The 14,516-nt window shown below is 72.2% G+C and carries 11 protein-coding genes; 3 read left to right on the top strand and 8 right to left on the bottom strand.

What is annotated here, in order from left to right; genetic code table 11:
* Positions 1–64 precede the first annotated feature (64 nt).
* On the bottom strand, positions 65–1,354 hold the full coding sequence (locus tag ACWGKI_RS07640; protein WP_380244220.1) for an ABC transporter substrate-binding protein: 1,290 nt from the start codon (positions 1,352–1,354) through the stop codon (positions 65–67).
* A gap of 172 nt (positions 1,355–1,526) precedes the next feature.
* Positions 1,527–2,381: an aldo/keto reductase gene (locus tag ACWGKI_RS07635; protein WP_380244221.1), complete on the bottom strand. Its 855-nt coding sequence runs from the start codon at positions 2,379–2,381 to the stop codon at positions 1,527–1,529.
* A 269-nt stretch (positions 2,382–2,650) separates the two neighbouring features.
* Here ACWGKI_RS07635 and cspE point away from each other — a divergent pair, with 269 nt between their 5' ends.
* Together cspE and ACWGKI_RS07625 are read left to right on the top strand one after the other, a co-directional pair.
* Positions 2,651–2,854, top strand: coding sequence for a transcription antiterminator/RNA stability regulator CspE (gene cspE, locus ACWGKI_RS07630; RefSeq protein WP_079576569.1), 204 nt, complete (start codon positions 2,651–2,653; stop codon positions 2,852–2,854).
* Positions 2,855–3,006: 152 nt separating this feature from the next.
* Positions 3,007–3,846, top strand: coding sequence for a hypothetical protein (locus ACWGKI_RS07625; RefSeq protein ID WP_452185984.1), 840 nt, complete (start codon positions 3,007–3,009; stop codon positions 3,844–3,846).
* 72 nt (positions 3,847–3,918) lie between these two features.
* On the opposite strand, the gene ACWGKI_RS07620 is transcribed toward ACWGKI_RS07625, so the two are convergent.
* Genes ACWGKI_RS07620 through ACWGKI_RS07600 form a run of 5 tightly spaced genes read right to left on the bottom strand, consistent with a single transcriptional unit; the run spans position 3,919 to position 9,285 of the window.
* Positions 3,919–4,926 carry a Gfo/Idh/MocA family protein gene (locus ACWGKI_RS07620; protein ID WP_452185982.1) on the bottom strand — a complete coding sequence of 336 codons (1,008 nt, stop codon included), beginning with the start codon at positions 4,924–4,926 and terminating at the stop codon, positions 3,919–3,921.
* 34 nt (positions 4,927–4,960) lie between these two features.
* On the bottom strand, positions 4,961–5,947 hold the full coding sequence (locus ACWGKI_RS07615; protein WP_452185980.1) for a Gfo/Idh/MocA family protein: 987 nt from the start codon (positions 5,945–5,947) through the stop codon (positions 4,961–4,963).
* Between the two features lie 43 nt (positions 5,948–5,990).
* Positions 5,991–7,364 (bottom strand): extracellular solute-binding protein, encoded by a 1,374-nt coding sequence (locus ACWGKI_RS07610; protein WP_452185978.1) that lies wholly within the window; start codon positions 7,362–7,364, stop codon positions 5,991–5,993.
* Positions 7,361–8,284: a carbohydrate ABC transporter permease gene (locus ACWGKI_RS07605; protein ID WP_452185976.1), complete on the bottom strand. Its 924-nt coding sequence runs from the start codon at positions 8,282–8,284 to the stop codon at positions 7,361–7,363. The genes ACWGKI_RS07610 and ACWGKI_RS07605 overlap by 4 nt, the downstream gene beginning before the upstream one ends.
* Positions 8,284–9,285, bottom strand: coding sequence for a carbohydrate ABC transporter permease (locus ACWGKI_RS07600; RefSeq protein ID WP_452185974.1), 1,002 nt, complete (start codon positions 9,283–9,285; stop codon positions 8,284–8,286). The genes ACWGKI_RS07605 and ACWGKI_RS07600 overlap by 1 nt, the downstream gene beginning before the upstream one ends.
* 163 nt (positions 9,286–9,448) lie before the next feature.
* On the opposite strand from ACWGKI_RS07600, the gene ACWGKI_RS07595 reads away from it, so the two are divergent.
* A complete protein-coding gene (locus ACWGKI_RS07595; protein WP_452185972.1) occupies positions 9,449–10,660 on the top strand; it encodes an ROK family transcriptional regulator in 1,212 nt (403 codons plus the stop codon).
* A gap of 60 nt (positions 10,661–10,720) precedes the next feature.
* On the opposite strand, the gene ACWGKI_RS07590 is transcribed toward ACWGKI_RS07595, so the two are convergent.
* On the bottom strand, positions 10,721–14,515 hold the full coding sequence (locus tag ACWGKI_RS07590) for a TM0106 family RecB-like putative nuclease (RefSeq protein ID WP_452185970.1): 3,795 nt from the start codon (positions 14,513–14,515) through the stop codon (positions 10,721–10,723).
* Position 14,516: the final 1 nt, after the last annotated feature.

The raw sequence follows: 14,516 nt of genomic DNA, 5'->3' as shown, positions 1-14,516 counted from the left end.
GTGCGCTCGGTGCGCACGGGCCGCCGTCGGGCAGGCCGGTCAGGTCACGGTCGACCCGGCAGGATCACTCCTCGATCTTGCCCTCGATCTGCCGCTGGTAGGTGTAGGTGTTGTCGGCGCCGTACTTGTAGATGCCGATGAAGGCGGACGTCGGGTCGTTCGACTCGTTGAGCGGGCCGATGCCGGACTTGCCGACGTAGTGGATGTCCTCGCCGGCCTCGAGCGCCTTGACGCCGTCGGCGAACGACGTGACCTCCTTGCCGCCGTCGGCACCGGACACCGCGCGGATGTTCTTCGAGATGGTCTCGCCGTCCGTGCCCTTGCCCTTCACGGCAGCGAGGGCCGCGAGGACGGTGGCGTCGTACGACTCGGCGGAGTACGAGAAGTCCTCGAGCTTGCCGCTCTCGTTCTCGCTGTACCAGGACGTGAGCTGGTCACGGAAGGAGTCGTCCGCCTGCGCGCCGGGCAGCGTGCCCTGGACGCCCTTGAGGGTGCCCTTGTCGAACTTGTCGCCGTAGTTGGAGAGGTTGCCGTCCACGAAGTAGGTGGTGCCGTCGAAGTCCCAGCCCTGCGCCACCAGCTCGTTGACGATGGCGACGGTCTCCTCGAACGCCACGATCGAGATCGCGTCCGGCTTCTGCGCGAGCAGCGCGGTCACCTGGGCGCCGAAGTTGGTCTCACCCGGGGCGAACTCGTTGCCGGCGCCCTTGCCGCCGTAGACGACCTCGCAGCCGTCCTTCTTGACGGTGTCCTCGATGACGTCGCGCAGACCGGTGCCGTAGGCCTCGTTCTGCACCAGGAAGCCGATCTTGCAGTGGCCGTCGTCGAGGATGAGCGACCCGTGCGCCGCACCCTGCACGGTGTCCGGCGGAGCGGTGCGGGCGAAGTAGTCGCCGTAGCCGGAGAGGTCCTTCGCCGTGTTGGCCGGCGAGATCTCCATGACCCCGGCCTCCTCGAACTGGTCGACCACACCGAGCGAGACGGCGGACGACGCAGCGCCGATCACCGCGGACACGCCCTTGCTGATGAGGTCGGTCGCGGTGCTCTTGGCCACCGAGAGGTCGGTGCTGTCGCCCGAGTCTCCCCACTCGACGCTCACGTCGTTGCCGAGGACGCCCCCGGCCGCGTTGATGTCGTCGATAGCGAGGCCGACGCCGGCGATCTCGGGCGGGCCGAGGAAGGCGAGCGTGCCCGTGACGGGGAGGATCGTGCCGATCTTCAGCGGATCGGTGGAGCCGCCCCCGCCGTCGGTGCTGTCCTCGCTGCCGCCGTCGGAAGAGCCGCACGCGGTGAGGCCCAGGCTGAGGACTGCCGCGAGGGCGAAGCCCTTGGCGACCGTGGTTCGTCGGATCATGCTGTATCCCCTTTTGGAGGTGGGACATTCGCGGCTCAACACCGCATTCAGTGCCGCTGAACGTAGCGAGACTGTATGTCTCCGACGTGTCGCGCGGGTCACTCCCAGAAGATCGTGACGAACCTGTTATCTGCGTCACACTCGCCCTCGGAACGGGCCCGAGCGGTCCCCGTCAGTCGCGCATCTGGGTGAACGAGGCCGTCGCCGGGTCGGCGCCCGTCCGCCCCTCCACGCCCGCCTCGAGGGCGTCGACCGCTGCCATCTGCTCGGGCGACAGCTCGAAGGAGAACACGTCCAGGTTGGTTGCCTGACGCTCGGCCGACATGGACTTGGGGATGACGACGCGCCCCTGCTGCACCGCCCAGCGCAGCACCACCTGGGCGGGCGTCACGCCGAGCTCCTCGGCGGCGGTCACCACGGCCGGCGCGTCCAGGTCCGCACCGCGCCCGAGCGGCGAGTACGCCTCGACGGCGATCCCGAGCTCGCGGCAGCGCTGCTGCAGCGCGACCTGCTGGTACGTGGGGTGCGCCTCGATCTGGTTCACCGCGGGCACGACGTCGGTCTCGGCGACGAGCCGTTCCAGGTGCTCCACCAGGAAGTTCGACACGCCGATCGCGCGCACCGCGCCGTCGGCGAGGAGCTTCTCGAAGGCCCGCCAGGTCTCGACATAGAGGTCCGCGCTCGGCACGGGCCAGTGGATCAGGTAGAGGTCCACCTGGTCGACGCCGAGCGCCCGGCGCGAGTCCTCGAAGGCACGCAGCGCCTGGTCGTACCCCTGGTCGCCGTTGCGCAGCTTCGTGGTGACGAACACGTCCTCGCGCGGGAGGCCGGACGCGCGCAGCGCCGCTCCCACGCCCGCCTCGTTGTAGTACGCGGCAGCGGTGTCGACGTGCCGGTAGCCGAGCTCGAGCGCCTGCTCGACGTTCGCCTGGGTGCCGTCGTCGGGCACCTGGAACACCCCGAGGCCGAGCTGCGGGATCTGGACGCCGTCGGACAGGGACAGGGACGGGACTGAAGAGGAGGTCATGACTCCTTTCTATCGGGCTCCTCCACCATCTCGCCCACCCTGTGGACCACCTGTGGGCGAACACTGGTGCGCGTGCGCGCGCTCGCGTACCGTTGTGCCCGTTGCAGTGCCTCGCTCGTACCGGACGGTCCTCCGTCTGCGCCACAGCGGCAGCGTCGTCAGGACTGACGCTCTCGCTCGGCGGACCTTGGTTTCAAGAGTTGACGACGATTCACCGTGATGCGCGATCTCGACGGTCGAGGTCGTCGACACCTCTTGAAGGAGTAAGCATGGCCACCGGAACCGTGAAGTGGTTCAACAGCGAGAAGGGCTACGGCTTCATCGCCCCCGAGGACGGCTCGGCCGACGTGTTCGTCCACTTCTCCGCGATCCAGAGCCAGGGCTACCGTTCCCTGGACGAGGAGCAGCGCGTCGAGTTCGACGTGACGCAGGGCCCGAAGGGCCCGCAGGCGGAGAACGTCCGCCCGCTCTGATCTCACCGCTCGGCCGGCTGACGCCGGCCGCGTGAGTCGCACGGCCCGCACCCCGCTCGGGGTGCGGGCCGTCGCCGTCTGCGGCTCCAGGCGTCTGGCGTCGGGCTCGGTGCGCCCGGGAACGACACTCCGCACGCACGCGTTGACCCTGCATGGGACTCCTCGACCGACTTCTCGGCAGAACCCCCGACGAGCGCTCGTACCACGGCGTGCCCGGCGAGCCCGGCTCGCGGGCGGGCGGCGCCGGCGAGTCTCCCGGCAAGCACGGGTACGCGCCGCACCCCGACCAGCAGCCCGCCGGCCGGCCCGGCGGCACGGTCCCCGCCGCACGCCGGGACCCGGACGAGGTCGCGGTCGAGCGCTACCGCTACCTCCTGCGCACCGCGCCGCCGGACGCCGTCGAGCAGGCGCACGCCGAGGCCTTCGCCCGCCTGACGCCCGAGCAGCGGCAGCGGGTCCTGGAGGAGCTCGGCGCCGGCCTGCCGCAGGCCGAGCGCGCCACCTCTGACGACCCGCAGTCCCTCGCGCGCATGGCCACGCGCGCCGAGATGCGCAACCCCGGCACCCTGGAGCAGTCGTTCCGCGGCCAGGGCGGGTACGGCGCCGGCCCGCGCAGCCCGGGTTTCGGGTCGATGGTCGGTTCGAGCCTGCTCGGCACGGTCGCCGGTGTCGTCATCGGCTCGGCAGTGGCGAACGTCCTGTTCGGCCCTGCGTTCGGCGACCCGTCGCAGGACTTCGCCGGGGACGGGGGCGACGCCGGTGCCGACGGCGGCGCTGAGGGCACCGCTGAGGGCGGCACTGAGGGCGGCGCTGAGGGCGGCGACGGCGCGGGTGACGCCGGTGCCGGGTCCGGCGACGCGGGGTACACCGAGGCCGCCGGCGCCGACCCTGGCTACGGCGGGGACGCCGGTGGTGACACGGGCGGGTTCGGCGACTTCGGGGGCGATTTCGGAGGCGACTTCGGCGGCGGCGGCGACTTCGGCGGCTTCTAGGCCCCCGCACGACGAGCACGGCGCGGGCACCGGGGGCGTTCCCTCGGTGCCCGCGCCGTGCGCGCACCGGCGTCACACGCCGAGGACGTCGACCGCCTCCCCGGTCCGCGCGCTCTCGTAGGCCGCGAGGATGATCCCGAGCACGGCGATCCCCTCGGCCTCCGTGTTCAGCGGCCGACGGCCCGTCTCGAGGCAGTCGACGAAGTCGGCGATCTCCGCCGCGAACGTGTTCACGGCCGCGTGCTCGAAGACCTGCTCCTCCTCGCCCCGCAGCTTCACGCGCAGCGTCGTGCCGTCCGAGCTGAGCGAGCCCTTCTCCCCGACCACGCTGAAGCGGTCGGTCCCCGGCGCGGCGTCGTAGGCCCACGACGTCACCAGCTGGCCGACGCTGCCGTTGTCGAAGCGCACGAGCACCTGCGCGGAGTCCTCGCCCTCCATGAACGTCAGCCGGTGCGTCGACATCATTGCGAAGGCCTTGACGGGCCGGCCGCCGGCGAGGTGCATCAGCAGGTAGGTCGGGTGGTAGCCCGTGTCGATGTACTCGCCGCCGCCGCTGGTCGCCGCGTGCGCGCGCCACCCCATGTTCTCGGGGTCGAAGCTGTTGTGGAACGAGTCGGTCGTGCGCACCTCGTACACGTCGCCGAGGACACCGGAGTCGATGACCTCCTTGGCCTTCGCGACGGCGGGCATGAACAGCTGGTTGTGCGCGCACATCAGGGTGACGCCGGCCGCCTCGACCGCGGCGCGCACCTCGGCCGCCTCCTCCGCGGTCAGGCACAGCGGCTTCTCGCACAGGATGTGCTTGCCGGCCTTGGCGGCGGCCACGATCGCCGCCTTGTGCAGGTGGTGCGGCAGGCAGATGTCGACGGCGTCGACCTCCGGGTCGTTCACCAGGTCGGTGAAGTCGGCGTAGGGGCGCGCCCCGGTCTCCTCGACGCGGCGCGCGAGGGTCTCGGGCACCGCGTCGGCGATCGCGGTGACGGTGGCGCGGTCGGGGATCGTGGCGTAGCCGGCGAGGTGGGCGCCGGCGATGCCCCCGGCGCCGATGAGGCCGATGCGGACGGGCGGGTTGGCGGTCATGGTGGGTCCAGTTCTGTGGTGGTGCGAAGGGCGGTCAGAGCGGCGCGCCGGCGAGGGCGGCGTGGCTCGCGACGTCGACGAGCGCGGTCAGCGAGCGGGCCCGCGCGAGGTTCTCCTCGAGGTCGACGCCGGAACGGATCGACCCCGCCCACTGGGCGAAGAGGATCGGCTGGTCGGCGGGCAGGTCCACGCGTGACGACCCCTCGCGGGTGGTCAAGCGCATCACGCCCCGGCCGTCGTCGTCGGTCTCGAAGCCGTACAGCACCGAGCCCTCGGTGCCGTGGACCTCGATCGTGAACGGGCTGGCGGGCGTCACGAAGCCGGTCTCGATGACGCCGATCGCGCCGTCGGGCGTCGTGACGGTGACCGAGGCGTTGTCCTCGACGCCGCGCCCGGTCTGGTCCGTGTAGGTCGGTCGCACCGAGGTGAGCTCGTCACCGAGGATCAGCTGGGTCAGGTAGACGGGGTGCGCGCCGAGGTCGAAGAACGCGCCGCCGAGCGCCTCGGAGGTGTCGTAGAACCGCGCGGGCAGCCAGTCGGCCGTGGAGCCGTCGTGGGCGAGGCGCACCCGCGCGTAGGTGAGCCGGCCGAGGGTGCCCGCGTCGAGGATGTCGCGCAGGGCCAGCGTGTAGCCGTGGGTGAGCCGCGGCAGGGAGACCGTCAGCCGGACGTCGGCGGCGCGGGCGGCGGCGATCAGCCGGTCGCACTCCTCGACGGTGGGCGCGAGCAGCTTCTCGGTGAAGACGTGCTTGCCGGCGGCGATGGCCTTGGCCATCACCTCGACGTGGTCGCTGGTGGCGGCGGTGACGGTCACGCCGTCGAGGTCGTCGCGCGCCAGCAGCGCGTCGAGGTCGGTCGTGGCCACGACGCCGAGCCGGTCGGCGAGCTCGCGGCCGCGGTCGGCGTCGTCGTCCCAGACGGCGACGAGCTCGGTGTCGTCGTGGTCGACGGCGGCGCGCCCGTACTCCTCGGCGTGCACGTGCCACGCGCTGAGCACGGCGATGCGCAGGGGTGTGGTCATGGTTCAGCTCCTGGGTTCGTGGGTGGGTGCGGGGCGTGCCCGCTCAGCCCGGGATCACGCTGTTCTGCCCGTACGTGGCGGGCATCTGGTAGCCCTCGAAGAGCGCCATCTTGGGAGCGACGCTCAGCTGGTTGTTGGCGATGGCCTCCTGGGGCGTCTGGGAGCCGATGATCACCGAGCTGCGGGAGCGCTGGAGCGTGTCCCAGGCCACGGAGCCCACCGGCAGCGGCGGCCGGGACGTGGACGTCGGCAGCATCTGCCGGAACAGCTCGGCCTTGGGGTTGTAGTGGCGGTTGGTGATGGCCTTCAGGTGGGTGGGCAGGTCTCCGAGCAGCGGCGACAGGATCCGCTGGCCCTCGTAGCCGGCGTAGAACTTCATGAACTCCCACAGGTTGCGCGACATCTTGGAGCCCTTCGGGGCCACCAGGGAGGCGCCGCCGGACCACGAGTACGTGTCGTCGCCCTCGGCGTTGACGGGCAGCCAGGTGAACTTCAGCGGCAGGTCCGGCGCGTACTTCTCGTTGCTGCGGATGGAGAACGGGCCGGTGGTGGACATCGCCAGCCGCTCGCTGAACATGGCGGTCTGGCTGGGCGGGGAGTTCGGCGGCTGGTAGGTCGCGAAGAACGCGTCGGACTTGGCGTAGGGGAACTCGTCGGCCCAGTCGGCGTAGAGGTCGAACACGGACCGCCACTGCGGGGAGTCCAGCGTGACCGACGCGGTCTCGTTCGAGTAGAGCTGGGCGTCGAGGCCGAACCCCCAGGTGTACGGCCAGCCCTCGCCGTCCCAAGGGACGAACCCGAGGGCCTCGAAGTTGCCGCGGGAGTCGGACCTGGTCACCTTGCGGCTGACGGCGCGGAGCTCGTCCCAGGTGAGCACGTGCTGCTGCGGGTCGAACATGTCGAGGTCGACGCCCGCGGTCCGCAGGATGTTCTCGTTGTACATGATGCCGCGGGCGTCCGTGTTGATCGGCAGCCCGTACAGCCGGCCGTCGTACGTGAGCTCGTCGATCGCGAACTGCAGCCACTGCGACGTGAACTCCTTGACGGAGACGCCCTCGTACTCCTCGATGAGGCCGTCGATCGGCTCCAGCAGCCCGATGGAGGCGTTCTGCACGGCGTTGAACCGGTCCATCTGCCAGACGTCCGGGGCGGTGCGGCCGCGGACCGCGGTGATGATCTGGCTCATGTCGGCGACGCCGTTGCTCGGCACCTGGTTGACGTCGATCGAGATGCCGGCGCCGGCCTTCGTGGCGTTGAAGCCCGCGATGGCCTTGGCATCCTTGTCCGCGTCCGCGGCGCCCATGCCCCAGTAGCGGATGACGGCGTCGCTCGAGGAGGCCCGGGGGGCGCACGCCCCGAGGGAGAGGGCTGCGGCGGACACCGCGGCGGCCCCGAGGAAGTTGCGGCGCGAGATCACTTGAAACCTCCGATGGTGATGCCCCGGATGAAGTAGCGCTGGAACACGAAGAACAGGACCAGCAGAGGCAGGATGACCAGGAACGACGCAGCCATCAGCTGGTTGAACGAGACGTCCTGCGCGTGCACCGAGCGGAACGACTGCAGCCCGATCGAGAGGGTCTGCACGCTCTCGTCCTGCAGGTAGATCAGCGGGCCCATGAAGTCGTTCCAGGACGCGACGGCCGCGAAGATGGCGACGGTGGTCAGCGCCGGCCTGGCCGTGGGGAACACCAGGCGCCAGAGGATGGTCCACTCCCGCGCGCCGTCGATCCGGGCGGCGTCGAGCATGTCCTTGGGGATCTGCAGCAGGAACTGCCGCAGCAGGAACACGTAGAACGCCGAGCCGAACATCGCCGGGATGATCAGCGGGAACATCGTGTTGACCAGCCCGAGGCGCGCCCACATGTCGAACATCGGGATCAGCGTCACCGGGAAGGGCAGGAACAGCGTCGCGATCACCAGGTAGAACACGAGGTCCCGCCCCGGCCACCGCAGGCACGCGAACCCGTACGCGACGACGAAGTTCGAGACCACCGAGAAGACCACCACCGAGATCGTGATGATCGCGGAGTTCGCGAAGAAGTGCAGGAACGGCATGGCCGTGACCGCGTCGGCGAAGTTGCTGAACTGCCAGGACTCGGGCCAGAACGTCGGCGGGAACTTCGCGAGCTCCTCGTCCGACTTCAGCGACGAGACGATCATCCAGTACAGCGGCAGCAGGAAGATGACCGACAGGACCACCATCACGACGCGCGCGATCACGGTGGACCACCACGGGCGTCGGGTGCCGTCGGCCCGCCGGTTGAGCTGGTCGGCGTCCACGGAACGGGCGGCGCTCCGCTGCCTCCGGGGGGAGTCGGTGTGGACGGTCGCGCTCATCAGGAGGCCTCCACGTCGTAGTTCACGAACCGGCGCGAGCACCAGAAGATCAGGAGGGCGAGGGCGAGCCCGGCGAGGAAGAGCAGCACCGCCAGGGCGGAGGCGTAGCCGAGCTCGGCGAAGCCGAAGGCGTTCTTGTAGAGGTACATCATGTAGAAGAGCGCTCCCGCGTCGGGATCGCCGGTGCCGTTGGTGACGATGTACGCCTCGGTGAAGACCTGGAGCGCGCCGGACACACCGGTGATGAGGTTGAACAGCAGCACGGGGCTGAGCAGGGGCAGCGTGATCGACAGGAACTGCCGCATCGGTCCCGCGCCGTCCACGCGGGCCGCCTCGTACACGGTCCTGGGGACGTTGCGCAGCCCGGCCAGGAAGATCAGCGCCGCGTTCCCCGCGCCGAGCTGGGCCATCATGATGATCGCGATCTTCACGCCGGTCGGGTCGCCGAGCAGGTTGACGTTCGAGCCGCCGAAGACGTTCAGCACCTGGTTGAACACCCCGAACTGGGGGTTCAGGAACACGATGAAGATGAACGACATCGCGAATGCCGGGATCAGCGACGGGGCGTAGAAGATCGTGCGGTACCAGGCGACCTCGCGGACGTTCTGGTTCATCGCGAGCGCGAGCGTCAGCGCGACGACGAGGCCGAGCGGCACGGCGATCAGGGCGTAGAAGACCGTGTTGCCCGTCGCCTTGCTCACGAGCGGGTCGGCGAACGCCGTCGCGTAGTTCCCCAGCCCTACCCAGGTCGGGCTCCCCATGCCGGAGTAGCGGGTGAAGCTCAGGTAGATCGAGTAGCCGACCGGGTAGAGGACGAAGACGACGATCCCGACGAGCCACGGCGAGATGTACTTGAGCCCGATCGCCAGGTCGCGCCTGTCCCGGGAGGTGAGCCGCCGCCGGGCGCGTCTCGCGGGTGGCCCGCTGCCGACCTCGGCCTCCGCCGCGACGGGTGGCGCGCCCCCCAGGGACGTCCCGGCCGTCAGTTGGGTCGCAGTCATCGCTCTCCCTTCAGTCCGGCGGCGGACAGAGTCCGTCGCAGCCTGGACAGGGGGTACGCAACACCGAGGGGTGATGTGGACCACAGTGTCCTACGCGCCGAGAGATTACTCATACTGATGGAGAAATTCAAAGAGGCATCATGGACCCGACGGAGGGAGCGCGATGCGTGCGACGACGATGCCGCAGGTGGGGGCTCGGAACGAGCTCGTCGTGCTGCGGGCGATCCGGGTGTCCCCGGACGGGGTCGACCAGACGGACCTGATGGAACGCTGCGGCCTGTCCCGCCAGGCCGTGTCCCAAATCGCCCGGCGGCTGATCGAGCGCGGCCTGGTCCGCACGACCCCCGTGCGCACCCAGCGGCCCGGGAAGCCTGCCATGTCCATGCGGGTCGAACCTCGCGCCATGCTCGCCGCCGGGGCTCACCTGGACCCCGCCCACCTCACGGTCACCCTCGTGGACATGCTCGCGCGCCCGATCCTGAAGCGGTCGCTCGCGCCGCCCGGGGAAGATCCGGCCGCGGACGTGGAGCGCATCGGCGCAGCCCTGGACGACATGCTCCTCGAGCTCGGTACTACGACCCCCGGCGGTGACGACGGCTCGGTGCGGCGTGCCGTCCAGGGGATCGGCGTCGCCGCGCCCGCCGGCCTCGACGCCGCCCGCGGGACGCTGCTGAACCCGCCGTGGCTGCCGGGGTGGCGCGACGTCCCGCTCCTCGATCTGGTCGGCCGCCGCACCGGGCTCCCCGCTGTGCTCGACAAGGACACCAACGCGGCCCTGACGGCCGAGTGCTGGCCCGGTCGCTTCCCTGTACAGGAGACGGTGCTCTACCTGTACGTCGGCGCTGGCGTGGGGTCGGCCGTGGCGGGCGACGGTTCCATCCACCGCGGCAGCACGGGCCAGGCGGGTGAGATCGGGCACCTGCCGACCGGCCTCGACGACACGCCGTGCCCCTGCGGCCGGCTGTCGTGCCTCAGGCTCTACACGGACATGGACCGCCTGCTGGAGCGGGCGGAGCGCGCCGGCCTCGCGGTCGGACCCCGCACGGGCAGGGCGTCAGCCCTCCAGGGCCTCCAGCAGGAGGCGCGCAACGGGAGCGAGGCGGCCCGGAGCCTCATCGAGGGGTACGGCGCCGCTCTCGGGGAGGCCGCGCGCACGCTGATCAGCATCCACGACCCGCACCGCGTCATCGTCGGCGGCCCCTACTGGGGGTACCTGGCCGAGCACGCCATGCCGCTGGTGCGCGCCCGGGCGGGCCGGGCGCGCGACGGCTCGCACGACGTCCCCGTGACGTCGTCGACCTTCGGTGACGACGTGGGTGCCGTCGGCGCCGCCACGCTGTTCCTGGAGCAGAAGCTCTCGCCCGCCGCGGCCTGAGCGCCCCGGTCAGCACGTCCCGTCAGCACGTCCCGTCAGCGCGTCCCGTCAGCGCATCCGTCAGCTCGGCTGGACCGCCCGGTCGCACAGCCCGAGGAACGCGCCCAGCCGCCCCAGGCCTTCGGGGCTGTGCGGCAGGTAGTCCGTCAGCTCGAGCGAGCGCACGACGATCGAGCACCACTGCCCCCGCGAGACGGCGACGTTGATCCGGTGCCGGGAGAGCAGGAACCCGGTGCCGCGGGGGACGTCGTGGGCCGACGACGCCGCGAGCGTGACGATCGCGACGGGTGCCTCGGAGCCCTGGAACCGGTCGACCGTGCCCACCCGGACCCCGCTCAGGCAGGCCGCGTCGAGCGCACGCCGCACCGCCCACACCTGCGCGTTGTACGCGGCGAGGACGACGACGTCCCGCGGTTCGAGCGGTCGTGGGGGCTGGCCAGGGCCTGCGGTCCAGGCGCGGCCCACGACGTCGGTCGCCTGGCGCACCACTTCCTGCGCCTCCTCGGGCGAAGCGACACCCCGGCCGGAGTGCTCGACGGGCACGTGGTGCACGCCCGGGGCCACGCCGTCGAGCCGCCGGGCTGCGGCCGTCGGATGTGCGCGGAGCCGCCCCTCGTACGCGAGCTGGGACACCGCCTCGCAGAGGTCGGGGTGCATCCGCCACGATCGCGCGAGGAAGTAGCCGAGGCCGGGAGGCAGCACGTCGTGGCCGTCCGCGAGCCAACCCAGGGCGGACCGGTCCACAGGCTCTGGGTGCTGCCCCTTGCTGACCTGCGGCAGCTGCTGCGGGTCGCCGAGCAGGAGGAGACGCCGGGCCGAGCGCGCCACGGCGATCGTGGCGGCGACGGAGAGCTGACCGGCCTCGTCGACGACCAGCAGGTCGAGCCCGTCGTCGGGCCACCGGTCCGGATGGGCGAAGTCCCAGGCCGTGCCCCCGACGACGCAGCCGCCCTGCCCCGCGAACGCGGCGAGCTCCTCGGCCGACACCTCGGCGCACACCGCGGTCGGCGACCCCCCGTCGGACTGCCGCTTCTTCGCGACGCGGTCGGCGGGCACGCCGGCCTTCTCGACGACGGCGCGCAGCATGTTCTCGACCGCGGCGTGCGACTGGGCAACGACCCCCACCCGCCAGCCCTCGGCGACGAGCGCCGCGATCACGTGGGAGCCCACGTGCGTCTTGCCGGTGCCGGGCGGGCCCTGCACGGCGAGGTAGGAGTGGTCGAGGTCGCGCGTGGCGGCGAGGACCGCCGCGGCGAAGTCGCCGTCGACGACGTCGGGCAGCGGGCGACCGTCCACCAGTCGCGGCGGCCGGCGGCGCAGCAGGTCCGCGGCGGGGCCGTCGGGCAGGGTGCGGTCGCTGTCCCAGCGGGCCAGCGCGCGGCGCGCCACCTCCTCGAGGGCCTGCTCCTGCGGGTCGGCGCGCGGGCCGCTGGACGGCGTCAGGGCCATGGGGAGCGCGTCGAAGGTCTCCCCGCCCACACGGACCTGCTCACGGACGACGAGCACGTCGCGCTCCCCCGCCTCCGTCTGTCGGCGCGACACGTCGACGACCAGGGCGTTCCCGTGATACCCCCGCACCGCGTTCGCCGGGACCGTCACCGCGGCCGGGGCGGGCGTGTCGTACAGGACGAACGGCGCGGCCCCGACGACGAGCTCCGACCCTTCCGGCAGCCGACCGACCAGCTCCAGCACCCGCGCGGGCGCACGCCGCCCGTCCTCGACGCCCCAGTCCCGGACCACCTCGGCACGTTCCACGTGAAACGTGTTCCGCCGGCCCTGCCACTCGTCGACGGGCAGCTCGAGACGCGAGAAGTGCTCGTGCCAGAACGGCTTGCTCTCCCGCCGCCAGTACCCGAGGGAGGCGCCGACGAGCGCCAGCGCCTCGGCCTCGTCGTCCCGGGCGCCGCGGTCCTCGCCCACGCGCTCCCGCACCGCGGCCTCCAGCGCGAGCCGCCGTTCGCGCGCCTCGCGGGACGCGGCCTGCCGGGGCGACTCCTCGGCCGCGGGGCCGGCCTGCTCGCCCTGCTCGGCCTGCTCGCCCTGCCCGGCCTGCTCGCCCTGCCCGGCCGGGTCGGGACGCGCGGCGCCGTCGCCCGGGACGGGCGTGTCGACTTCCGGCCGGACGTCCTCGGCGGTCCCCGACCGGGCGTCCACGACGTCGGCCGCGGCGCGCAGCCACTCGAGCAGGCGGAGGGTGGAGACGCAGTCGTAGCGGTTGTAGTCGGCGATGCCGCGCAGCAGCTCGTCGGCCTCGGCGGCGCGTCCGGCGTCGCGCAGGGCGGTGTACTCGGCGTACGCGACGACGGACGCGGCGGCCGTGGTGACCTCCCCCGACCGCAGCTCGTCCCCCATGTAGAGCGGCTCGAGCTTCTTGATCGACTTCGAGCGGTCCGAGATCCGCAGGGACGACCGCACGACCGCGTAGAGGTCCACGAGCACGCCGTCCCGCAGCAGCTGGTCCACCTCTTCCTCGTACACGCCGTGCCGGGCGGCGATGGACAGCAGGTGCACCCGCTCGTACGACGCGTAGTGGTAGACGTGCAGGTCCGGGTAGGCCCGCCGCCGCTCGGTGAGGTAGTCGACGAAGTCGACGAGCGCCTGCCGCTCCTGGGCGAGGTCGTGCGCCCAGAACGCCCGGAACGGCGGCGCACCGCCGTCGTCGCCGGGGCGCTCCACCAGCCCGAACAGGTAGTCGAGCCCGGTCTGCGCGCCCCACTGCTCGCCCTGCGGGTCCGACCAGAGCGGGTCGCCCTCGAAGTCGAAGAACACGTCGCCCGGGCTGGGCGGGGGCAGCCGCCGGACCCCCGACGTGTCGGGCAGCTGCCACCGGATGACGGCCGGCTCGCCGTGGTCGTCGTAGGCCACCTCGCCGTCCCACGTACCCGTGCCGAGCTGGAGCCGAGCCTGGTCGCGCGCGCGCTCGAAGCTGCGGGCGGGCATGCCCGCGGGCGGCTCCTCGGCCGCGGCGAGCGCGTCGATCGTCGGGATGCCGCCCCCGAGGAGCCGCGCCCTCTGGTTCTCGTAGACGCCCCCGACCAGCAGCACGTCGCGGTGCGCGGCCACCTGCTCCGTGCACGCCTCGCAGCGTCCGCAGGCGGTGAACCGCTTGTCGCCCCACGCGAGCGGGCCGTCGTCGGCGCGGTGCTCGGCGACGATCTCCCGCAGGCGGGCCCGGCGCTGCTGGAGCACGGGCAGCAGCTCGGCGAGCCGGTGCGACGTGGTGACACGGGTGCCGAGCACGAGGTGCACGGCGTCGGTCGGGTCGACGTGCGCCGCGACCAGCTGGTCGGCGTACGCCGCGAGCTGGAGCAGCGCCGTCACCTTGGCACGGCGGGCCAGCTTGGTGTCGAGCACCGCGTACCGCGGCAGGGGCAGGGCCGCGTGCCCGCCCGGCCGTCCGGGTCCGACGTCGGGGTCGCCCAGCGGGTCGCGCAGCAGGAAGTCCGCGCGGCCGTGGAACTCGCCATCGAAGAACGACGCCTGCGCGACGACGTCGGCCCCTGCCTCGACGGCGGCCAGCGTCGTGTCGTGCGCGGACTCGAGCGCCTCCCGGGTGAGCCGTGCGGCAGGCTCGACCTCGACGACGCCGCCCGGGGCGCCGGGCCGCGCCCGTCCGAAGCGGGCGACGTACTGGTCGAGGACCCGGCGCTCGTGCGCGTCGCCCAGCGCGGCCGTCCGCGCGAGCATCGCGTCGGCCTCGCGCTCCCGCCAGGGCGCGCGGCCGAGCAGCTCGTCGAGGCGGCGCAGCAGCCGGAACTCGCACCCGGCGGCCACGACCAGGTCGCTCGCCGAGTGCACCACCGTGGGTGCGGCGGTGCTCGGTCCGGCGGGCCGGGGGGCGTCGAGGAGGAACATG

Source organism: Isoptericola sp. NPDC055881 (assembly GCF_053615895.1).
Note: the sequence above shows the minus strand (reverse complement) of the source record. Positions and strands in the feature narration are given on the sequence as shown.